Origin of the sequence: Mycoplasmopsis glycophila (assembly GCF_900660605.1) — a bacterium.
Classification (GTDB): Bacteria; Bacillota_I; Bacilli_A; order Mycoplasmatales; family Metamycoplasmataceae; genus Mycoplasmopsis; species Mycoplasmopsis glycophila.
The window spans coordinates 770897-793958 of the sequence record NZ_LR215024.1 but is presented as its reverse complement, the minus strand read 5'-3'; the positions used below and the strand labels follow the sequence as shown (position 1 = coordinate 793958).

Sequence of the window (23062 nt, the reverse complement as noted above, 5' to 3'; positions counted from 1 at the left end):
TAGGTCATATATTGTTACAACTTTTAAATAAGTAAGAGTTTGTGGTGGATGCCTTGGGTCTGGAAGTCGATGAAGGACGTGATTACCTGCGATAAGCCTCGTGGAGCTGGATATAAGCTACGAAGCGGGGATTTCCGAATGGGGAAACCTAACTAGAGTAATTTCTAGTTGCTATGTAATGAATAAAATAGTTACATTTGCGAGACACGTTGTGAACTGAAACATCTTAGTAGCAACAGGAAGAGAAAATAAATAATGATTCCATTAGTAGCGGCGAGCGAACGTGGAAGAGCCCAAACCGACATAAGTCGGGGTTGTAGGACTATCTACACGAAGTTACAAATCTTTGTTATAGCAGAATTAGTTGGGAAACTAAAGCATAGAGGGTGAAACTCCCGTACGCGAAATGGCAAAGACTTCTGATAGTATCCTGAGTAGGGCGGGGCACGTGAAACCCTGTCTGAATCTGCCGGGACCATCCGGTAAGGCTAAATACTAACCAGACACCGATAGCGAACTAGTACCGTGAGGGAAAGGTGAAAAGAACCCCGGGAGGGGAGTGAAATAGAATCTGAAACCGCTTACTTACAATTAGTCAGAGCTCGTTAATGAGTGATGGCGTACATCTTGCAGTATGGACCGGCGAGTTATGTTAACATGCGAGGTTAAGTGGAGAAAAACGGAGCCGTAGAGAAATCGAGTCTTAATAGGGCGTTTAGTATGTTGATATATACCCGAAACCATGTGATCTATCCATGAGCAGGCTGAAGCTTGGTTAACCCCAAGTGGAGGGCCGAACCGTAGTACGCTGAAAAGTGCCCGGATGACTTGTGGATAGTGGAGAAATTCCAATCGAACTTGGAGATAGCTGGTTCTCCTCGAAATAGCTTTAGGGCTAGCGTCTGATGTTAAACTTTGGTGGTAGAGCACTGAATATGGAATGGCCGCGCCTAGCGGTACTGACTATAATCAAACTCCGAATACCATTGTGTATTATCAGGCAGTCGGAACCGGGGTGCTAACGTCCCGGCTCGCGAGGGCAACAACCCAGATCGTCAGCTAAGGTCCCAAAATCATGTTAAGTCAGAAAGGTTGTGTGATTTCATAAACAACTAGGAGGTTGGCTTAGAAGCAGCCACCCTTTAAAGAGTGCGTAATAGCTCACTAGTCAAGAGATCATGCGCCAATAATGTAACGGGAGTAAAACATGATACCGAAGCTACGGGTGTGAAAACACGTTAGAGGAGCGTTCTAAGTGCGGCGAAGCCAGACCGTGAGGACTGGTGGAGCGCTTAGAAGTGAGAATGCCGGTATGAGTAACGATTTGTGGTGAGAATCCACAACGCCTATTGGGGAAGGTTTCCTGGGCAAGGTTCGTCCACCCAGGGTTAGTCAGGACCTAAGGAGAGGCTGAAAAGCGTATCCGATGGACAACAGGTTAATATTCCTGTACTACCTATTACTAGTGATGGAGTGACGGAGAAGGATAGCATTACCCATTAATGGATTTGGGGGTAAGTAGCAACTGGTGAGTATAGTTAAATGCGTACTCTATAACCGGAATCTACGATGCATAGGAACTTCGGTTCCGAATTATGTGATTTCATGCTTCCAAGAAAAGCTTCTAAACGTTAAAGTAACTGGTACCTGTACCGAGAACGGACACACGTCCCCAAGATGAGTATTCTAAGGCGCGCGAGAAAACCATCGTTAAGGAACTCTGCAAAATGACCCCGTAAGTTCGCGAGAAGGGGAGCCAACTTCTAGTTGGCCACAGTAAATTGTGAGGGGCAACTGTTTATCAAAAACACAGCTCTCTGCTAAACCGCAAGGTGATGTATAGGGGGTGAAGCCTGCCCAGTGCCCGAAGGTTAAGCGGATGCGTTAGCTTTATGCGAAGCGTTGAAGTGAAGCCCGGGTGAACGGCGGCCGTAACTATAACGGTCCTAAGGTAGCGAAATTCCTTGTCGGCTAAATACTGACCTGCACGAAAGGCGCAATGATCTCTCAACTGTCTCAACGATGGACTCGGTGAAATTATGGTCCCAGTGAAAACGCTGGGTACCCGCATCAAGACGAAAAGACCCCATGGAGCTTTACTACAACTTCGTATTGGAACTTGGCCTAACATGTGTAGGATAGGTGGGAGACTTTGAAGTTAAGGCGCTAGCCTTAATGGAGTCGTCCTTGAAATACCACCCTTGGTATGTTGAGTTTCTAACCTGCCGCCGTTATCCGGTGGGGGGACAGTGCGTGGTGGGTAGTTTGACTGGGGCGGTCGCCTCCTAAAAGGTAACGGAGGCGTTCAAAGGTACACTCAATACGGTCAGAAACCGTATGTAGAGCGCAAAGGTAGAAGTGTGCTTGACTGCGAGACCTACAAGTCGAGCAGGTGCGAAAGCAGGACTTAGTGATCCGGCTGTACGTCATGGAACGGCAGTCGCTCAACGGATAAAAGTTACCCTGGGGATAACAGGCTTATCTTGCCCAAGAGATCACATCGACGGCAAGGTTTGGCACCTCGATGTCGGCTCATCGCATCCTGGAGCTGGAGTCGGTTCCAAGGGTTTGGCTGTTCGCCAATTAAAGCGGTACGCGAGCTGGGTTCAGAACGTCGTGAGACAGTTCGGTCCCTATCTGATGTGGGCGTTGGAATATTGATGAGAGCTGCTCTTAGTACGAGAGGACCGGAGTGGACGTACCGCTGGTGTTCCAGTTGTTCCGCCAGGAGCATAGCTGGGTAGCTAAGTACGGAAAGGATAACCGCTGAAAGCATCTAAGTGGGAAGCCTCCTCAGAGATAAGTATTCCCTTGAAATTCCTTGTAGACGACGAGGTTGATAGGATGGAAGTGTAAGTGTAGTAATACATTCAGCTGACCATTACTAATAAATTGATAGGTTTAAAAGTTAAGATGTTTATTCAAGACATTTTAATGAATTATTATTTACTATTCAGTTTTGAAAAAGCAATGCCCAAATGGGCTTTTTTTTATTTTTTCACACTTTGTTATCTTATTAATATATAATTAACTAGTATTATTTAAACTAGAAAGAAGAGGTTATTTTGTTCAATAGTAAAACATATAAAATAAAAAATTGATGAATACAATTTTGATCGACAAAAGACCTATTAAAGAAGTTTTTATTTACTTCTTTATTACTTACTTTATTTGTTATAGGTACAACTATTACTTTGCCTTTTATACAAATAACAAACCCGAACCAATTATCAGATAATTCATTTTTAAATACCTTGAATTTAATTGGTGGAGGTGGTCTTAGACAATTTTCTATTTTTGCTTTAGGAATTAGCCCATTTATTAACGCTTCATTAATAATGATGATTTTACAAACTAAAGTATTTCCACCTGTTTATAAATTAAGTCAGAGTGGGCCGCAAGGAAGAAAGAAAATTAATGTCATAACAAGAGTTTTAACGCTTGTTATAGCTTTTCCACAAGCTATCTTTTTAACTAAAGGTTTAACAACAGGAGATAATCCATTTATTAGTATCAATCCAGGTACAACAGGATTAACGACATCGTTTTTAGCTTATTTTGCGTTGCCTTTAATTTTAGTGTCTGCTTCTTTATTTGTACTTTTTATCTCAGAACAGATTACAAATAAAGGTGTTGGAAACGGAACGAGTTTAATTATTTTTGCAGGTATTGCTGCTCGTTTACCTTTTCAATTTCAATCTGCCTTTGTTACATACGTTCAAGGTGCAACAGAAGGTTCTGGTACTCTTGTTGGTATTATTAACTTTGCAACTTATATTCTTGTTTATTTAATTGTAATAGTTATTGTTACAATTGTTTATGTTGCTGAAAGACATATTCCAATTCAACAAGTTGGAGCAGGAAGATCGAAAAACAAAAAAGAAATTGGTAAATTACCTATTAAATTAAATCCAGCTGGAATTATGCCTATTATTTTTGCTATGATGGTACTTTCTTTCCCTGGTATGATTGCAAACATCTTGCCTAACACAAGTGCTTCAAAACAATGAATTAATGCTAATTTACAATTTACTAAACCACTAGGTTTTAGTCTTTTATTAGTGATTATTTTCTTCTTTTCATTAATTATGGGGATCCAACAATCAAAAGTAGATAAAATTGCTGAAGATTTTGCAAAGAGCTCAACTTTTATACCTGGAGTTAGACCTGGTGAAGAAACACAAGATTATTTAATTGCAATTGTTTTTAGACTCAGTGTTTTTTCATCAATTTATTTACTTGTTTTAGGAAGTATGCAATTTGTTGAAATTATGACTGGTGTGCTTAACCAAGCAATTTCATTCGGTGGAACATCAATTATGATTTTAGTTTCAACATCTCTTGAAACAATTAGTCAAATTCAGGCTAGAAACAAAACAAATAAATTAGCCAAAGCTAAAAGATTAACACTTTCAAATATTGAATCGGATAATGAAGACGATAAAGTAGAAGGATTATTATGATAAACAAAAACGTTATCATTATGGGAATGCCAGGTGCTGGAAAAGGAACTGTTGCTGGTATTCTTAAACAAAATGGTACTTTAACTCACCTTTCAACTGGTGAAATTTTTAGAAGCGAAATTAAAAACAAAACAGAATTAGGACTCAAAGTTCAAGAATATGTAACTTCTGGTGGATATGTTCCTGATGAAATTACAAACCAAATTGTTAAAAACGCAATTACTAAATTCATTGAAAAAGGCGAAAGATTCATTTTAGATGGTTATCCAAGAACATTAGCCCAAGCTGAATTTTTAAGAGATACATTTGGGGATAATTTTATTGTAATTGAACTTAAAGTATCAAAAGAAGTTGTTTTAGAGCGTTTAGGCGGAAGAAGAACTTGTCCTACTTGCCAAACTGGATATCATGTTCTTTTCAAAAAACCACAAGTGGAAAATAAATGTGACTTAGACAGCAGTGAATTATTTATTCGTGAAGACGATAAAGCAGAAAAAATTACAAACCGTTTAGAAATCTATGAAGAGCAAACAAAACCACTTTTAGATTTTTACAAATCACAAAATGCATTAGTAACTGTTGAAGCTTTAGAAGCACCTAATAAAGTTGCTGAAAAAGTTTTAGAAATTATTCAAAAAAACTAATAAAAATGGTAAAATGTAAGTACTCTAAGAAGGTACTTACTTTTTTTATTCAAAGAATGATTAACGAGGGACAATTATGGCTAGAAAAAATACAAATGTAAATAACCATGATGCTATTTTAAAAATTACTCGTAGTTGTGAAATCTTGGCAGAAGTAAAACAAATTGTTTTTGACTTTGTAAGACCAGGCGTTTCTTTAAAAGAGATTGATCAATTAGCTTTTAAAGAAATAGTAAAACGTGGAGCAAAGCCAGCCTTTCTAGGCTTATATGGCTTTCCAGCGACAGCATGTATATCTGTCAACGAACAATTGATCCATGGCATTCCGAGTGACTACATTGTCCGTGAAGGAGATCTAGTTAGTGTTGATCTTGGATGCATTTATGAAGGTTATAATTCAGATAGTGCCTTTACAAAAGGCGTGGGTAAAATATCTGCAGAAGACCAACAATTAATTGATGTAGCTAAAGGTGCTTTCTTAGCTGGCTTAAAAGCTATTAAAAAAGGTGCACGTGTAGGAGATATTTCTCATGCAATTGGACAGTACATCAAAAAACATAATCTTTATACTCCAAGTGAATTCTGTGGTCATGGGATAGGGCTTCAATTACACCAGTGACCTGATGTTCATAACGATGGACAAAAAGGGACTGGACCACTTCTTAAAGATGGAATGGTTATTTGTATTGAACCTATGATTACAAGAACTCCTGGAATTAAAGTTTTAAAAGACGGATGAACAATTACTTCTCGTGATGGAAGTAATACTGCTCATTATGAACACACTGTATTAATCAAAGATAATAAAGGTGTTGTTCTTACGAAAGGAATTTAATTTTGGCTAAAGACGCAATCAAGCTAAAAGGAACTGTTAAAGAAGTTCATTCAACTGATTTATATTCAGTCGAACTTGAAAACGGTTTAGTTATTAAAGCTCATATCTCAGGAAAAATGAGAGTAAATCATATTCGAATTTTACCTGGAGACGTTGTTGACGTAGAAATGAGTCCTTATGATTTAACACAAGGACGTGTTGTCTACCGTCACAAGTAGAATTAAGGAGAACAAATGAAAGTTAGAGCAAGTGTTAAAAAAATGTGTAAAGACTGCAAAATCATTAAACGTAAAGGAGTTATCCGTGTAATTTGTGCTTTACCAAAACACAAACAAAGACAAGGATAATTAGAAAGGAAAATTAAATGGCACGTATTTTAAACGTTGAAATACCAAATGACAAACGTGTAGTTATTTCATTAACATACATTTACGGAATTGGTAAAACATCAGCACAAGAAATTTGTAAAAAAGCAAACATTGACGAAAACGCTCGTGTTAAAAATCTTTCAGAAGAAGAATTATCAAGAATTCGTGAAGTTGCTAAAGATTACTTAACAGAAGGTGATTTAAGAAGAGAAGTTACATTAAACATTAAACGTTTAATGGAAATTAAATGCTACCGTGGAATCAGACACCGTAGAGGACTTCCTGTAAGAGGACAATCAACTCAAAAGAATGCTCGTACACGTAAAGGACCAAGAAAAACTGTTGCTGGAAAGAAAGGTAAATAATAATGGCTCGTAAATCAAAGAAAAAAAATATTACTAGTGGTGTTGCACACATTCACTCATCAAACCAAAACACAATTGTTACCTTTGCAGACGAAAACGGGAATGTAATTGCTTGAAGTTCAGCTGGAGCTATTGGTTACAAAGGAACTAAAAAGAAAACTCCATATGCTGCTGGTTTAGCTGCACAAGCTGCTGCTGAAGCTGCTAAAGAACAAGGAATTAAAACTGTTAAAGTTGAACTTAAAGGACTTGGAGCAGGGAAAGATGCTGCAAGAAAACAAATCGAAGTTTCAGGTATTACAGTTACTGAAATTAAAGACGTTACACCAGTTCCACACAACGGAACAAGACCACCAAAACGTATTTTAAAACGTGAACGTATGAAAAAATAATTTAATTCGTAATTGAAAGAAGGTATCCTTATGGAAAAGATGAAACAATTAGTTTACTTAGAAAAACCTGAAATTAAACAAGTCGGAGAATACGAAACAACTTTTGTTTTAGAAGGTTTAGAAAGAGGCTATGGTAATACACTAGGAGTAGCTCTTAGAAGAGTTTTACTTTCAAGTGTTACCTCATTAGCACCTTTCGCTATTCGTATCGAAGGTGTAGAACATGAATTTCAAACTATCAAAGATGTAGTTGAAGATGTTCCAAGTTTAATTATGAATTTAAGAAAAGTTCGTTTTTCTTATAATCCTGAAACAATTTCTGATACAGAAATTATCAAGGTTTCATTAACATCAGACGAGAAAGGTAAAATTAATTCTCGTTACTTAGAAGTAAAAAATAGCGCAGGGATTGAAGTTATTGATCACAACTTACATATCGCTGAAGTTATGTCTGAAAATGCTCTTAAATTAGAACTTTATCTTCGTCCAGGGCGTGGATTCATGTCATTTGAAGAAAATAAAGCTTTCTTAAGCAAAAAAGAATCAGAATTAGAATCAGACATTAAAAAAGGTCAATTTATTGCTGTGGATTCAAACTTCTCACCAATTGAGAAAGTTTACTACAATGTAAATGAACTTAACTCATCATCAACAAAAATTGAAGAATCTTTAGAATTTACCATCAAAACAGATGGAACTGTAAAAGCCAAAGATGCTTTAAGAACAGCAAGTGAAATTTTAATTGCTCACTTACAAGTAATTGGTGATGTAGATAGTATGGCAAAAATCGAATTATTTGAAGAAGAAGTGAAAGAAACAGAAAACAAAGATGAGACAGATATCGATATTACTGAACTTAATCTTTCTGTTCGTTCATTAAATGCTTTAAAAAGAATTAAGAAAACAAAACTTAGCCAAATTGCTTCTATGAAATATGAAGAACTTGAACAAACTAAAAACTTAGGTAAAAAATCAATTCAGGAAATTGTAGAAAAACTTAAAGAATATGGTTACGAATTAAAAGAAGGAGATGAATAATATGGCAAATCCAACACAAATTTATTCACGTGATACAAAATGAAGAAATGGTGTAATGCGTTCATTAGTTAGTGAACTTTTTGCAAACGGAAGAATTACAACAACAGTTACAAGAGCAAAAGAAGTTAGAAGACACGCTGAAAAAATGATTACAAAAGCAAAAAACCCAACTTTGGCAAACAGAAGAATCGTTGCAGGATACTTACGTCCAATCAACGCGAAAAATGGTCAAGAACTTTTAAAATATTTATTTGCTGAAATCGCACCTAAATATTCAGAAAGAAACGGTGGATACACAAGAATTATCAAATTACCTAAACGTTTAGGTGATAACACACGTATGGCAATCATTGAATTAGTTTAATTATTCTTTAGAGCTTTAATAACATTATTTAACAAAATTATTATCAATAATATAAAGCAAAGCATAAGCTTTGTTTTTTTTATTACACTTTTGTTAATTTTATTTCAAATATCAAGAAAATAATAAATTTGCACCTAAAAAGTATATAATTTAGGTGCAAATTAAAAGGAGATTTTATGAAAAATATAACGGCACAAATTGAAAATATAATGAACGAGAACGAAGGGAAAATTTTTGCTATAAAAGATTTTTATGACCTAGGAAGTCCTAACACTATTAAATCAATCTTGCGTAGATTAGTTGAAAAAAACAAAATTATTCGCTTAATCAATGGTTTATACACAAAACCATATTATAGTGAAAGGTTCCAAGAATATGGATATCCTACTTCATATGAAGTTGCTATAAAACTAGCTGAAAAATCTTCTTGAAAAATAGCTCCCACAAGTGTAATGGCTTTAAATGACACTGGTCTATCAACTCAAGTGCCGGTTGTTCTTCTTTTTGCATCTACTGGACCATCAAAAACATATATTTATAATAATATTAAAATTATCTTTAAGCACACATCGAATAATTTATTAGATTTTGAATCAGATCAATTACGTCTCTTAATCCAAGCAATCAAATTTGCTATTAAAGAAAGATTCACTAAAAAAGAAATGAATGCATTAATTTATTTTTCTCAAAAAGCAAAGATCGATTTTACCAAAGAGGATTTAACAAAATTACCTTTTCCAATTTTTAAGATTATCAAAGAAATAGAAAATCAAATTAAATATGAATAATTTAGAAAAGTTGTTAACTGTCAATGATGCTGATTTTAAACTTGTTGTAACTAAAATAGCAAAACAATTAGAATTTAGAGAAAGCGTTATAGAAAAAGATTTTTGAGTTACGTTCTTACTTAACTATTTATTTCAAGAATTTAAATTCAAGAATTACATAGTTTTAAAGGCGGAACATCTTTATCGAAAGTTTATAATATTATAGATAGATTCTCAGAGGATATTGATATAGCTTTGGATTGAACTATTCTAGGTTATCATAAGAATGAACCTTATCAGAAAAGAAGTAATAGACAACAAATATTCTTTAATGATGAAATAAATGAAAAAACAAATCTATTTATAAAAGAAGTGTTTTTACCAGAAATTAAGTCTTATTTTTCATCATTAAAAATAAAAGAGCAATTTCATTTTTATATTAATGCTAAAAATCCTGGAATTATTGAATTTGAATATCCTAAAAAATATAATGATTCTACTATGCGTCAAGTTATTTCTATTGAAATTGGTTGTTTAGCTAAATCTATTCCTTGCGAAAGTCGTGAAATTAAGTCCTATATAGAGAAAGTTTATGATGACTTTTTTAAATGAGAGAACAAAGTTATAACTACAAGTCTTTTTAGAACGTTTTTTGAGAAATTAACATTAATTCATAGAGAATGCAATAGAACTAACGGCAACTATCCTGTAAGATATTCTAGACACTTTTATGATGTTTATAAAATATTAGAAAAAATAGGAAATGATGAAATTTTCTCAAACATACATATACTTCAAGATGTTATTGAATTTAAAAAGAAATTTTATTCTTGCAATTGAGCGAAATATGATGATATTATTGAAGGGAAATTGAAGTTATTACCTAATGAAGAAGCGATCCACATCTTTTCTAAAGACTATGAATTAATGGGATGAATGTTCATAGGTAAAATTATTCCCTTTGATGAAATTATGAATTTAATGCACAAATATCAAGAAGAATTTAATAAAAAAGTAGTTAACCTAAAATGAGGAAAAGAAAATTAGATTATCGAAGCATCAAGTTTTATTATTAAATAATTTGTTTAATATTAAGTTATTCTTTAATGTCATAAAGTTATATAAAAAAGCCGACTTATTAAATTAAGTCGGCTCTTGTTTTTTGTTTTTTGAAGTGATTGTAGTAATTTAAATAAGCAAAAAGACTAACAACTATTATAAAACCTCAGTAGGAAATACCGTCGTAAATGTATTTTCAATTATTTGAAGCATAAAATACACCGCTATTGCTTTGACCTCCTTTTATAAAGGCTAAATAAATATCACGATAAATAATATCAAATCCCATAATTATTACAATTGATATAATTGATATTAATGCAATAGCTTTGAAGAATCTAATTGCTGGTTCTTTTGTTTGAAGATGTTTTTTGAGTGCTAAATAAATAGCATATGCATAAACAAGGAAGAAAATATTAATTGGAATATTCGAGAATGTATCAATTAATGAGTCAGTGTTTAAAATAATTGAAGGAATAAAAAGTAAGGCTGAATATACCACAAAAACGATTAAATAAAGAATGTAACCACCCAAACCATGTTTTCTATTGTCTAATTTTGAAAAAAAATTTGCTCCAATAATATTTTTCTCTTCAACTAAGCCTTCAAATCCTCTTAAGGTTCCTAAAGTAACCGAATTACATACAAAGTAACCACTAAAACCAAGCATAAAGTAGACAATGATAGTGATTATTTTATGAATTTGATCTTGATCTTGATTCTTGAAAATGCTACTAAAAATATTAACTACATTAGCATATCCAGTTAGAGCAACTCCTAGTGAAATGAAAAAGTAAATAACACCAGATATGATTATTGTTAAAATTGAAACAATTGGTATTTGCTTTGGTTTTTTCATATCATCAGCAAGATTTCCGATCATTAAAAAAGCATCGAAAGCAAAAAGAACAATTGGTAATGATAAAAATAATCCACTTCAATTAAAGAACTTTGTACTTGCTATTCCATTTGCACCTGGATTTAAATTTTCGGAATTAATATTTGGAGCATTGTAACTACCAATAAAAGCAATTGTGATTGCTATTAAAAGCGGAATAATCTTAAAAAAGAAAGAAAATTGTTGTAAGAAGACTGTAGTTTTTAAGGAGAGAAAATTAAGTGTAATTAAACTTAAACCAACAAAAAAACCAGTTAAAACAACATAACCAAAATGAATATTAGTTACATTTATTCCTCTAATTGAAGCAACAGCATTAAAAATCATTTCAGTAGATAAAATAGGTAAAATTGTACCTAAAATCCCGTAGTACAAGAAGGCTTGAAAAATTCGAGCTAAATAACCTTGTTTTTTGTTTGATAAATTACTAATTCAGCCTGATAAACCACTTTTTGAATGTCCTGATTTACTAACTTGTAAAAAACAATAAGCAGTAAGAAGTGATAATAAAGCACCAAGTATTCAAACTAGTAAAAAACTATATAAGCTAAAATTATTTGTGCCTTCAAGAGTTTGATTCTTGAAGATACTGATATTTTTAAAGAAAATACCAATACCTATTACACTTGATACGCTAATTGATAGGGAAGCAAAAAAACCTATTTTACCTTTTGTTTTATTTTTCATAGTCTAATTATAAGCTAAAAAACTAAATACATTTTTCTTAAAGCAACAAAAAACAGATAAAATTTAAAATAAATTAGGACATGAAAGGAGTTAATTATGGTCAAGCAAGCAGCAATGAATTTTATTAAAAAAGTTTCACTAGCAGAGCTTTTTTATGATTTAGTTTTTGTTTTAGCTATTTCGCGTTTTGTGAACATTTTTGAACATGATGATCATAGCAAAATTATTTTTCAAGATTTTCTAAAATTTGGTTTAGTGTTAATTAGCTTAATCAATGTTTGAGTTACTAAAACAATTTTTATTAATCGTTATGGCCGGGATACTTTTGTCGAAAAACTATTTATGTTAATTGACATGGCTATTATTATGTACATTTCTTATTCAATTAATAATAATTGAGAAGAGAGTTTTAAAAAATTTAATCTCGCCTTTAGTTTTATTGTTTTTAGCTTTGTCGCACAGTTTCTTTATTTTTTACTTCGCAACAAAGAAGTATGTGAATACCGTTATGCATTTTATATTTACATTTCATTTTTCTTTTCAATTGGAGTAGCACTTGCTGTTATTTCTCAATTAAGCTACCGAATTGGTATTTATTTTGCAATTGTAATTTTAATTCTCACATGGCTTGTCCCCCATTTTATTCGCTTTGCTGTAAAGGAAAAACCAATTAATTTACCCCATGCAATTGAAAGGTTAAATCTCCTTACTATTATTTTCTTTGGAGAAATGCTGATTGTGTTATCGCACTATTTTGAACATCTTGATTGAAAAGGTATTTTAGCTATTTTATTTAGTGGTTCAATCTTTTTATATTACACGCTCTTTTTTGATAATATGATTGATCATCATAAAGGTAATAAGAGAGTCTACTGACTTTTCTTTATTCACTATTTCATTTTTATTTCAATTAGTCTTTTAAGTTTAGATTTTGAATTTAGTATTCAAAATCAACTTTCACTAACGCTCATCTGAATCATTTGTTATATTGCTTTATTTATGTATGTTTTATCATTATTTCTTATTCTCTATCTTTTTGGGAAAGAGCAATATCGCTTTAATTTAATTCATATCATATTTACATTATGCATTATTGGACTTGTTTTTGGATTAGGATTTATCAATATTAGTTACCTTTTCTATCATTTTTGTTTAACTAGCTTACTAGCTGTTTTGCTAGTGGTGCAACTTTATGGTTATATCAGCTTTAAAAAGAGATAAAGAAAACTTGAAAATTAGTTTTAACTAGTTTTTTTAGTTTTCTTTTTTATTCTTTTTTAGGCTAAAAGTTATAAAATTTAAAAGTATTTTACACTTATAAAAGTAAACTAGAAAGGAGTTTTGTGTTTCTTAAAAAATTTTTTATTAAACATTTTCCAGATTCAAAAGCAAAGTGATGAGACTATTTTAAATTTGCTTTACCTGTTGTTTTATCTGGACTTTGCTTTTCGCTCAATAATTTTGTTGATAACTTCATGGTCTTAAATATTAATGGTGGAGCCCCCGCACTCAGTTTTGCTAACTTTTATACCTCAATTATTCTTGCTATTTTTACTGGAATAGCATTTGTTGGTTCTGTTTTAGTTGGTCAATATTTAGGAGCCAACAATATTAAAAAAACTCGCGAGGTTATTAGTTTAAGAATTATATTAAGCGCGATTGTAGTCTTTACATTACTAATTTTTGCTTATTCAATGCCAGATCGAATGATCACTTTAGTTGCAGGAAAGAGAAATGAGATTAATGCCGCTAGTTATGATGAAATTATTAAACTTTCCAAAGATTATTTAAAATATATTACAATTGCTTGAATTCTTTTAATTTGAACTTTTACATCTGGGAATCTTTTACGTGAAATTGGTCTTGGAAAATATTCGATGTATTCAACAATTACAACTTTACTAGTAAATATTACTTTTAACTCAATTTTTATGTATGGAATGAATATGGGTGTAGTTGGTGCTGCACTTGCTAGTGTGCTAGCGAGAGTTTCGGCGCTGACAATGAACTTCATTTTTCTTTACTGAAAAAGAAGAGAATTAAATGTTGCTCCATGACAGTTATTCCACGTTTCATCGACAATTTTTATTCAATTCGTGAAACGTTTTCCATCAATTTTTCTTTCATCACTTGCAGTTGCATTTAATACTGTGAGACAAATCTTTTACAACTCCGCAGCCACAAGCAACGAGTATCATTTAATGAATGTTGCTATTTTATCAATTACAGCGACATTTACAGGTATATTTACAGCTACTTTTGCTTCGTTTAGCGCAAACGTTACCAAGTATGTTGGAATGCATCTAGGTCGAAGTGAATTTGATATTGCTGTTAGAAATGGTAATCATTTAAAAGGTTTTCACTTTATCATGCAACTTGGTATGAGTTTGCTTTGCTCCCTTATCTTAATTGCCTTGCCGTATACATCGCTTTTCTCAAGCGCTGCAATTGAGAACTGACAACTTTCTAACGTTAATGTAACGAAAGAAGTACTTATTGAAGTCAAAGCAGTTTATGATAGATATTTAATTGGAACACTTTTAATTATGCTTTTCTTTAGTCCTTTATGAGCATGATTTATCACTAGTGCTAGATTAATTTCATCAGGTGGAAGAAACAACTTACTCTCAATTCTTGAATTTTCTACTGGACTTTTACAACTTGGTTGATTAGCGCTACTCAGTTTAGTCATTGTTGGCCCTGATCGCTGAAGCTTAAATGTCGTTGGATATTATTTTGTCTTTTTCCTTTCAGATATTGTGAAAATGGCTATTTTTGAACTCGTTTATTACAATATAAAATGAGACCGCAACATCACACATGAACACTTTAGCTTGCGCCATAAAAAAGCTAAATAAAAGTAAAGCATACAAATTTAGTTGAATAAAATAGCATAGACTTAATCAAGCCTATGCTATTTTTTATAACCAAAAATGAATGAAAAGAACGCATGAAAAGATATAAAAAACAAGGCTAATTAACCTTGTTTTAAAGATATTGCGAATTATAAGTTTGCAAAGTGTACTACTGTTCTTACTAATTGTGATACGTATGACATTTCATTGTCATATCATGAGAATAATTTGTATAAGTTTCCTTCTGCTGAAACTTTAACTGATGTTAAACCAGCATCAAAGATTGAACCGTAGTGTGAGTTGATGATATCTGATGATACAATTGGGGCTGTTTCATATTTCATTGTTTCGTTAGCAGCTTCTTTCATTGCAGCGTTGATTTCTTCAACTGTTGGTTGTTTTTCTAACATAACTGTTAAGTCAACAAGTGAACCTGTAATTGTAGGCACACGAACAGCTAAACCATCTAATTTACCAGCAGCTTCTGGAACTACAAGTCCGATAGCTTTAGCAGCACCTGTTGATGTAGGGATCATGTTTTGAGCAGCAGCTCTAGCTCTTCTTAAATCACGGTGTGGAGCATCTTGTAATCTTTGGTCTCCTGTGTAAGCGTGAACTGTTGTCATAAGTCCTGATTTAATTCCGAATTTGTCAACTAAAACTTTAACAACTGGAGCTAAACAGTTTGTTGTACATGAAGCAGCTGAAATAACTGTATCTTGTGCATTTAAAATATCGTGGTTTACATTGTAAACAACTGTTTTTAAATCGCTTCCTGCTGGAGCTGAAATAACAACTTTTTTAGCACCTGCTTTAACGTGTTTTTCTCCACCTTCTTTGCTTGTGAAGAATCCTGTTGATTCAACAACAAGGTCGATGTCTAATTCACCTCATGGAAGGTTTTCTGGATCTCTTTCAGCAAATACTTTAATTTCTTTTCCATTAACAACAATAGCACCTTCTTTAGCTTCCACTTCGTATGGTAATTGGTGGAATGCTGTATCGAATTTTAATAAGTGAGCTAATGTTTTAGGATCTGTTAAGTCGTTAACTGCAACAACTTCTAAGTTAGATTGTGTTTCTAATAATCTACGGAAAAATAATCTTCCAATTCTTCCGAAACCATTAATTGCAACTTTTTTCATAAAGTTTAATTCCTTTCTCGAATTATATTTATCTAAGTATTAATTTGTAAGATTTTTTGATATTTTTATTAATAAATTTACTTCTTTAAGATATTAATATCTTACGTTTGATATTATACTTTATTAACTCTTAAAAAATGTTTTTTAAAGCCAGAAAGAAAAATAAAAATGTGGTAACACTACCACATTATAATTTAACTCTTTTTTTAGATTCAAATTGATAATCGATTGCATATAATTTACCATCTGAAAATTCCAAAACAAGAGAATTTGGTTTTTCTAATTCTAATGTTGCGTAATAGATTTTAACACGTTTTCCATTTAGATAAACATATGCACCTGGATTAGAAGAAAAGGCTCTAATTTTATTAAAAGCTTGTCTTTTTGTTAAGCTAGAATCTAACAAAGCATCTTCTTTATTTAGCTTTGGACTTAATATAACTAAAGATTCATCTTGTTTGATTCTTTGAAAATCACCATCATTAAATTCATGCAATCAGTTTGTGATGTTTTCTGTTGCTAACTGTGATAACTTTGTAAATAAAGTATCGCTTGTATCATTTTTTTCAATTGGTAATTTAGCAACTTTAATAACATCGCCAGCATCCATTTTTAGTTCCATATACATTAAGGAAATTCCGGTCTCTTGATCTCCATTTAGAAGAGAGTATTGAATTGGTGCAGCACCACGATATTTAGGTAATAATGATCCATGAATATTAAGAGCAGCTTTTTTAGGTAAATCTAATACTCTTTGTGGAATAAATTGACCAAAAGCACAAGTTAAAAGTAAATCACAGTCAAGCTTTTTTATTTCCTCTGCAATATCACCTATTTTATTAGGTTGAAAAAGCGGAATATTATATTTTTGAGCTAATAATTTTGTAGGTGTTGGTTCTAATTTATATCCACGATTTGCTGGTCGATCTGGTTGAGAAATAATTGCTACAACATTAAAATTTTTAATTACTTCTTCAAAAATAGAGACAGCAAAATTAGGGGTTCCTGCTAAAATTATTTTCATATTACCTTCCTATTCAAATTTGAGATGGGCATAACTTAATAATTATTGATTCTAATTTTTTGAGTGCAAAAACGGAAGTTTTATTATTAGGATTTACAATTTTATTTAAGTCACGAATTGAAAGGTATGAACCAATAAAAGTAAGTTTGTTATTAATTAAGCGTGATTCAAGAATTTTGATTAAAACAGTTTCAATAAATCAAGCGCTATATTTTTTAAATCCAATTTCATCAATAACTAAAACATCAATATCAATTAGGCTATTTATCACAAAGTTGGTTTCATTATTTGCTGAACTAAAATTAGTTTTAAGTTGATCTTCTAAATAGTTAGCATTAATATATGCAACTTCATAGTCTTCAACCATTAAAGTGTTAGCGATCGCGCTTAATGCATGTGAACGCAAACTAGCATAATCACCTTGTATAAAGCATCCGGTGATTTGGTTATTACCTTGTTCTATTTTGCTCAATAAATCATGTTTATAATTATATAAATCGAAATGCGAATGTTCTTTAATAGTGTCTATCTCTTGTAAGATTAAATCATTCATTGGTTTAGAAATATTTGAAAAAGCTAAATTGTTTTCTAATAGATATCTTTTCGAATTTTCATTTTTAACAATTTGTTTAGCAAAAACAAGCTCATTATCATTGTTTCTTAAAATAATTGTTTTATAAATCTTATTTTCGTCATTTTCCTTATTTTCTTGAATAAAGTCTTTCAATTCAATATAGTTATCTCAAATTTCATCATCTGTTATTTGTAATTTTTTAATAATTGAACTTAATAAAACTTCTTTTTTAATTGAATCAATAAGTTCTTTTTGACTACGTGGAGTAATATCGAAATAAAGATCATCCAAAACATCTTTAACCATTTTTGAAGACATTATTTATCAGCCTTTTTGTTAAGGTAGATTTGTTTTAAGAAAGCTTTTTGTTCATAAATTGGACGATATTCTGTTGAAATTTCGAATTTACCATCAAGATAGTTTTCAACCTTATTAAAATTGCGAAGTTCATTTTGGACAACTTCCTTAATTAGAGAATTTGCTAATTTAAGTCAAGAATCACTTTTTTTGTTCTTGAATTTTAAATTTGCTAAAAAGAGCACTAAATTAATTGTTTTATCATCAAGTTGATAATCTCTTTTTCAGTTTAAAAGAAATTTTTGAGCAAGTTCATTAGGATCACGATCTGTAATTTGTGTATAGAAAGAAACAGTATCTAAATTTTGTAATGCTTCATATTCGTTTGAATATTTAACATTTCCAATTTCTAATTTAATTGGTGTGTGTTGTTTTTTGGCAATTTTTTTAATTTCTTTTTCAGTTCTGTTTTTTTGCCCTAGTTCAATTAAAAAATCTTTAATATTATTATTTTCAGTAGCAGCTACATTTGAATTTGGAGCAGAAATCACATTTAATTCTTTTTCTTCTTCAAAATCATTATATAAATCAAAGTATGTTGTTGTTACATCTTCATATGCTTCACCAACAAGTTCGTGAATTTTACTAATTTTTGATTTGATTAAGATATCAAAGTTTCTTTCTCCAATTTTTTTAATGATTGCATTTTTGAGAATGAAATTAGATTCAATTCCTTTTGCATCTAATGGTTTTTGGATTAATAAAATAGTTACTGCACGATTGTTATCATAGATTAAATTAAGAAGACCATGTGCTTCTAGTTTTTTTCTATTTTCATCCAGTTCTTCTGGCGTCATAGAAAGAAGCATTGAGAAAGCATAAAAATCAATTGAAGATTTTTGAACGTTTTGATCTTTAAGAAAATCTAATAAATATTCATAAAGAAAAATTGGTCCAGCACCTAAAATTGAACCATAAAGTTCTCTAAGGTTGCTTAAGTCTTGGCTTGAAATATAAGTTTCTTTACGAACTTCGAAATATGAAAATCTTAAGTTTCTAATCTTGTTCATAATTCTTCCTCGCTTTCTGCTTTTTTGTTTCAATCTTAATTTTATTTGTTTAATTAATTTAATTAATTATGTTTAGAAAAAACAATTTAAATATTATTTTTATCCCTATTGATATTAACAATTGATAATTAGTCTAAAAACATTTTTTATGCTTTTATCAATATTGTTTTGGAATTTTACAAAATAAAAAAACAAGTTATCCACATATTTAATTTTAAATATGAAACAAAATGTGAACCGTTTCTACTTGTTTCATTATTTTAATAAAAAATCATGTTCGAATAACTCGAATATTTTACAAAATATCAAATTTTAAGAAATCATATTCATAAAACTTTGTATTTGGCTTGTTATTAAACTTTTTTAAAATAGGTGATTATGAAGCTCTTTTAAATAGCTTCATAATTTTTTAAGTTCTAATTCGTCAATTAAATCTTTAGCATTACTGTAATCAACATTAATTAGAAAGTCTATTTCCTTGGTAGGAAAATCAGGAACATCATAAACCAATTGAGCTAGTTTATAACACATATAGCCATCTTTTTGACCTTCAATTAGTTTTTTTCTAACACTTGCTGTGATTTCTTTAGAATCTAAATTGGCATAGATATTTTCGAATGTACCAAATGATTTTAAAAGCTTGATTGCGGTTACATCTCCAATTCCTTTAATTCCTGGAAGATTATCAGATGGATCGCCTTTAAGACCTTTGTAACTTACAACTTGATTTGGATAAAAACTATATTTATCATAAAAGTTATCATTATCCAAAATTTCATAACCATAAGATGTTTTTTCAACAATTGAAACTTCTTCATTAACTAGTTGTAACAAATCCTTATCACGAGAAAAAATATACTTTTCGCCAGGTATTACTTTAGTATATGTTGCGATTAAATCGTCTGCTTCGTAACCTGATTTTTCCATTCAAGTAATATTGAGCTTTGTTAAAAGCTCCTTAATAAGATCGAACTGAATAAAAAGCTCATTAGGTGCTTTAGTTCTTCCGCTCTTATATTCGCTATATTCAAGGTGACGTGAAGTTTTTTCTTTTGCATCAAAAGCTATAAATAAGCAATCAGGGTCAATAAAATAGATTAATTTAATTAACTGACTCATAAATATTGAAATTGCATTAGTAGGTACGCCTTTGCTTGATCTTAAAATTGTTTCTAAATCTCCTCGGTATGTAGCGTAAAAGCTTTGAAACATGAGATAATTGCCATCAATAACTAAACTAGTTTTCTTCATTATTTGTAATTTCCTTTCAATCAAATACACGATAGTATTTTTTTTCATTTTGAGAAATATTAACAAGTATATTTCTAGGTTTAAAGTTTTCTTCCAAATTAAAAATATTTTCATTAAAACCATAGGCCATAATTGAACCTGTTTCATCTCGAAGTCCTATTGCTGCATGAGTTCTTTTTGCTCCTTTTACTAGTTTAAAACTAGTGATAAAAACAACAACTCAAGATCTTTCTAGATCGATTTGATTGATTTTTTTGCGAATCACATTACTTTGATTTTGTGCTACCGTTGGAATTACGTTATAAATGTCACCAAGCAGTTCACTTTCATATTCAATTTCTAATTCGATATTTCTTTCTTTTGTAGGAATTTCAACTTTATCATAACCATTATCTTTAATAAATTCAGTAAGTGCTAAATATTTTGCCTGTTCAGTTTCAATTTTTTGTTTTTTGCTTGTTAAAGCAAACAAATTAAAAATTTGAAAACATTCTTGGACAAAACTTATTAATGTTTCCACATTACCATAAGATCTTAAAACATTTGCTTTGATTAAAATATTAATAATTGATTCTCCAACTCCAATGTTTCTGAGTCTTAAAATAGCATCTATAAAGCCTTTAAATGGTCCATTGTCATCTAATTCTTGTATGATTTTAGATACTGCAGCAAGACCAACACCTTTAATCATATTTAAAGGTAAATAAAGCTGATTTTGATATATTACAACTTCATTTCTTGAAATGTTTATAAGAGGAGAATTGACCTGAATTTTTTGCTCTTTGGCATCTAATACATATTTTTTAATCATAGTCAAATCACCAGAATTGTTTGTAAGAAGAACTGCATAAAATTCTTTTGGAAAACGTGCTTTATAATATGCCATTTTGTATGAAATTAGAGCATATGCAACTGCATGAGATTTATTAAATCCATAGTCTGCAAATTTTTCAATATTTTGATAAATTCTTTCTAAAGTTTGAGCTTCAATATTATTTTTGATACCTTGTTCAAAAAACGTTTTTTTGTAACTATGTAGTTTTTCTTCATCTTTTTTCGAGATAGCGCGTCTTAATAAATCCGCTTGAGCAAAAGACATTTTAGTCACTTTTTGTGCAATTTCCATGATTTGTTCTTGATAAACAATTATTCCAAAAGTTGGAGCAACAATCTCATCATAAAGTGGATGTATTTTTTCAATTAATTTTGGATTTCTTTTGTTTGCAGCATAATTTGGTATATATTGCGCTGGCCCAGGTCTAAAGAGAGATAAAATCGCGTATAAATCATCAAAAGTATCAACACGAACTGATTGAATCGCGTTTTTCATCCCTTCGCTCTCGAGTTGGAAAATCCCGTTTGTAAGTAATTTGTTAAGTAACTTAAATGTTTCATTATCAATAAATTTAGAGTAATTGTTTTCGATTCTAACATCAAAATGATCTTTTTCTGGTATTTTATCCTCAATTTCTTGAATAATTGTTAAGTTTTTAAGTCCTAAAAAATCAATTTTAATTAAACCGTACTTTTCTAAAAAATTCATATTAAATTGAATTTGCTGAATTTTGTTAGCATTTCAAGAAACAGGAAATTCTTTTGTGAGTTCTTCGTTAGCTATAACAACACCAGCTGCATGAAGTCCAGTTTGTCTTGGTAATCCTTCAATTCTTGAAGCAAAATCATGTAGATTTGGAAATTTATCGACTAGAGCACGATATTTTTTATTTTTTTGATAAGCAACAGTTAAGTTTTCATCAAATTTAGTTAAAGAAGCAGAAATTTTATTCACGTCAGCAATTGGAATTTTCAAAACACGAGCAACATCACGAATTGAATTTTTCGAAGCTAAAGTTTGAAACGTTGTGATTAATGCAAATTTATTTTCGCCGTATTTTTCTTGTAAATAATTTAATAATAAATCCCTTTTAGTATCTTGAATATCAATATCAATATCCGGTAAGCTTACTCTATCCACATTTAAAAATCTTTCAAAAAGAAGATTAAATTCAAGCGGATTAATATCAGTAATTTCTAAAAGATATGATATTAATGAACCAGAAGCACTTCCTCTACCTGGCCCAATCGCAATTTTGTTTTCTCTAGCTCATTTTAATGCATCTCAAATGATTAAAAAATAATCAATAAATCCTAATTTCGCAATAGTTTCATATTCATATAAAATTCGACTTTGAACCATTTGAATATCATACTCTGTGATTAATTTTTTATATCTTTTGCCTTGGATTAACTTTTGAAAAAGTTCAGCACTATTTTCACTAAATTTAGGAAGTTTAATTGTCGAATCTGGTTCTTTAATTTCAATTGAATCAACCATGTTTAGCATATTTTGATATACAGGTTCTTCAAGATCTTTGAATTCGTCTTCATCTAAATAATCATAAAAAGTGTAAATTGATTTTTTTGTTTTTCCACCTATTTCTTCTAAAACGTTGAGAATCTCGTTATCTTCAAATTTTAAGATTCTTTTAGTTGGTGCAAAAACAGTTTGAGGATGGACTAATTTTTTGTTATTAAAATAAAAGTTAGTAGGAAGCTGGAATTGCTTTATATTTTTGGCTACCAACCCTTTTTCAAGGTGATCAATTATGAATATGTTCTCATTTTCAAGCTCAATTAGATTGGATAAATATTTATTTTTTGAAGCATCTAAAATAATGTTGTTAATTACTTCTAAACCTTTATTATTTTTAGCAATTAAGATAACTTTGAAATAATCTTTGTCATTCAAATAAACTTTAGTTTCAATACCGACAATTGCTTTAATTCCATATTTTGATTGCAATTCATAGTAATATGGCAACGCAGAAAGGTTATTAACATCAGTCAAAGGTAAATATTCTAGTTTATTTTCAATCGCTAAATTAAATAATTCTTTAACTCTAATTGTTGAATATAAAAAAGAAAATTCAGTATTTGTGTGAAGGTAAATTTTTTTTCTCATATTT

At 30.9% G+C, this 23062-nt stretch carries 21 protein-coding genes and 1 rRNA gene; 15 read left to right on the top strand and 7 right to left on the bottom strand.

Annotated features, from left to right (window positions below):
- Positions 1-21: 21 nt before the first annotated feature.
- The 13 genes from EXC46_RS03160 (at position 22) to EXC46_RS03780 (ending at position 10283) form a co-directional block, all read left to right on the top strand.
- A 23S ribosomal RNA gene (locus EXC46_RS03160) occupies positions 22-2909 on the top strand.
- 153 nt (positions 2910-3062) lie between these two features.
- Positions 3063-4466, top strand: a complete 1404-nt coding sequence (secY, locus tag EXC46_RS03155; RefSeq protein WP_027333501.1) for a preprotein translocase subunit SecY — start codon at positions 3063-3065, stop codon at positions 4464-4466.
- Positions 4460-5107, top strand: coding sequence for an adenylate kinase family protein (locus tag EXC46_RS03150; RefSeq protein WP_027333500.1), 648 nt, complete (start codon positions 4460-4462; stop codon positions 5105-5107). Before secY ends, EXC46_RS03150 begins: the two co-directional genes overlap by 7 nt.
- 76 nt (positions 5108-5183) lie before the next feature.
- Positions 5184-5942: a type I methionyl aminopeptidase gene (map, locus tag EXC46_RS03145; RefSeq protein WP_027333499.1), complete on the top strand. Its 759-nt coding sequence runs from the start codon at positions 5184-5186 to the stop codon at positions 5940-5942.
- A 2-nt stretch (positions 5943-5944) separates the two neighbouring features.
- On the top strand, positions 5945-6160 hold the full coding sequence (infA, locus tag EXC46_RS03140; RefSeq protein ID WP_027333498.1) for a translation initiation factor IF-1: 216 nt from the start codon (positions 5945-5947) through the stop codon (positions 6158-6160).
- 15 nt (positions 6161-6175) lie between these two features.
- Entirely contained in the window at positions 6176-6289 is a 114-nt protein-coding gene (rpmJ, locus tag EXC46_RS03135) for a 50S ribosomal protein L36 (protein WP_027333497.1), read from the top strand.
- A 17-nt stretch (positions 6290-6306) separates the two neighbouring features.
- Positions 6307-6675, top strand: a complete 369-nt coding sequence (gene rpsM / locus EXC46_RS03130; protein WP_027333496.1) for a 30S ribosomal protein S13 — start codon at positions 6307-6309, stop codon at positions 6673-6675.
- A gap of 2 nt (positions 6676-6677) precedes the next feature.
- Positions 6678-7067 carry a 30S ribosomal protein S11 gene (gene rpsK, locus EXC46_RS03125; protein ID WP_027333495.1) on the top strand — a complete coding sequence of 130 codons (390 nt, stop codon included), beginning with the start codon at positions 6678-6680 and terminating at the stop codon, positions 7065-7067.
- Between the two features lie 30 nt (positions 7068-7097).
- Positions 7098-8105: a DNA-directed RNA polymerase subunit alpha gene (locus EXC46_RS03120; RefSeq protein WP_027333494.1), complete on the top strand. Its 1008-nt coding sequence runs from the start codon at positions 7098-7100 to the stop codon at positions 8103-8105.
- A 1-nt stretch (position 8106) separates the two neighbouring features.
- Positions 8107-8469, top strand: a complete 363-nt coding sequence (gene rplQ / locus EXC46_RS03115) for a 50S ribosomal protein L17 (protein ID WP_027333493.1) — start codon at positions 8107-8109, stop codon at positions 8467-8469.
- Positions 8470-8645: 176 nt separating this feature from the next.
- A complete protein-coding gene (locus EXC46_RS03110) occupies positions 8646-9257 on the top strand; it encodes a DUF6088 family protein (RefSeq protein ID WP_027333492.1) in 612 nt (203 codons plus the stop codon).
- Complete coding sequence (locus EXC46_RS03765) at positions 9250-9462, top strand: hypothetical protein (protein ID WP_052353004.1); 213 nt, start codon at positions 9250-9252, stop codon at positions 9460-9462. The genes EXC46_RS03110 and EXC46_RS03765 overlap by 8 nt, the downstream gene beginning before the upstream one ends.
- Complete coding sequence (locus EXC46_RS03780; RefSeq protein ID WP_084262938.1) at positions 9402-10283, top strand: nucleotidyl transferase AbiEii/AbiGii toxin family protein; 882 nt, start codon at positions 9402-9404, stop codon at positions 10281-10283. The genes EXC46_RS03765 and EXC46_RS03780 overlap by 61 nt, the downstream gene beginning before the upstream one ends.
- 91 nt (positions 10284-10374) lie before the next feature.
- Here EXC46_RS03780 and EXC46_RS03100 read toward each other — a convergent pair whose 3' ends face one another.
- Positions 10375-11880: an amino acid permease gene (locus EXC46_RS03100; protein WP_027333491.1), complete on the bottom strand. Its 1506-nt coding sequence runs from the start codon at positions 11878-11880 to the stop codon at positions 10375-10377.
- A gap of 96 nt (positions 11881-11976) precedes the next feature.
- On the opposite strand from EXC46_RS03100, the gene EXC46_RS03095 reads away from it, so the two are divergent.
- A complete protein-coding gene (locus tag EXC46_RS03095) occupies positions 11977-13101 on the top strand; it encodes a low temperature requirement protein A (protein WP_027333490.1) in 1125 nt (374 codons plus the stop codon).
- A 122-nt stretch (positions 13102-13223) separates the two neighbouring features.
- Complete coding sequence (locus EXC46_RS03090) at positions 13224-14738, top strand: MATE family efflux transporter (RefSeq protein WP_027333489.1); 1515 nt, start codon at positions 13224-13226, stop codon at positions 14736-14738.
- A 146-nt stretch (positions 14739-14884) separates the two neighbouring features.
- Here EXC46_RS03090 and gap read toward each other — a convergent pair whose 3' ends face one another.
- From gap to dnaE, 6 genes are all read right to left on the bottom strand, one after another.
- A complete protein-coding gene (gene gap / locus EXC46_RS03085) occupies positions 14885-15880 on the bottom strand; it encodes a type I glyceraldehyde-3-phosphate dehydrogenase (protein WP_027333488.1) in 996 nt (331 codons plus the stop codon).
- Between the two features lie 187 nt (positions 15881-16067).
- Positions 16068-16904, bottom strand: a complete 837-nt coding sequence (gene fmt, locus EXC46_RS03080; RefSeq protein ID WP_027333487.1) for a methionyl-tRNA formyltransferase — start codon at positions 16902-16904, stop codon at positions 16068-16070.
- Position 16905: 1 nt separating this feature from the next.
- Positions 16906-17796 carry an ATP-binding protein gene (locus EXC46_RS03075; RefSeq protein ID WP_027333486.1) on the bottom strand — a complete coding sequence of 297 codons (891 nt, stop codon included), beginning with the start codon at positions 17794-17796 and terminating at the stop codon, positions 16906-16908.
- Positions 17796-18845: a replication initiation and membrane attachment family protein gene (locus EXC46_RS03070; protein WP_027333485.1), complete on the bottom strand. Its 1050-nt coding sequence runs from the start codon at positions 18843-18845 to the stop codon at positions 17796-17798. The genes EXC46_RS03075 and EXC46_RS03070 overlap by 1 nt, the downstream gene beginning before the upstream one ends.
- Before the next feature lie 363 nt (positions 18846-19208).
- A complete protein-coding gene (locus tag EXC46_RS03065; protein WP_027333484.1) occupies positions 19209-20096 on the bottom strand; it encodes a 5'-3' exonuclease in 888 nt (295 codons plus the stop codon).
- Entirely contained in the window at positions 20083-23058 is a 2976-nt protein-coding gene (gene dnaE, locus EXC46_RS03060; RefSeq protein WP_027333483.1) for a DNA polymerase III subunit alpha, read from the bottom strand. The genes EXC46_RS03065 and dnaE overlap by 14 nt, the downstream gene beginning before the upstream one ends.
- Positions 23059-23062 lie beyond the last annotated feature (4 nt).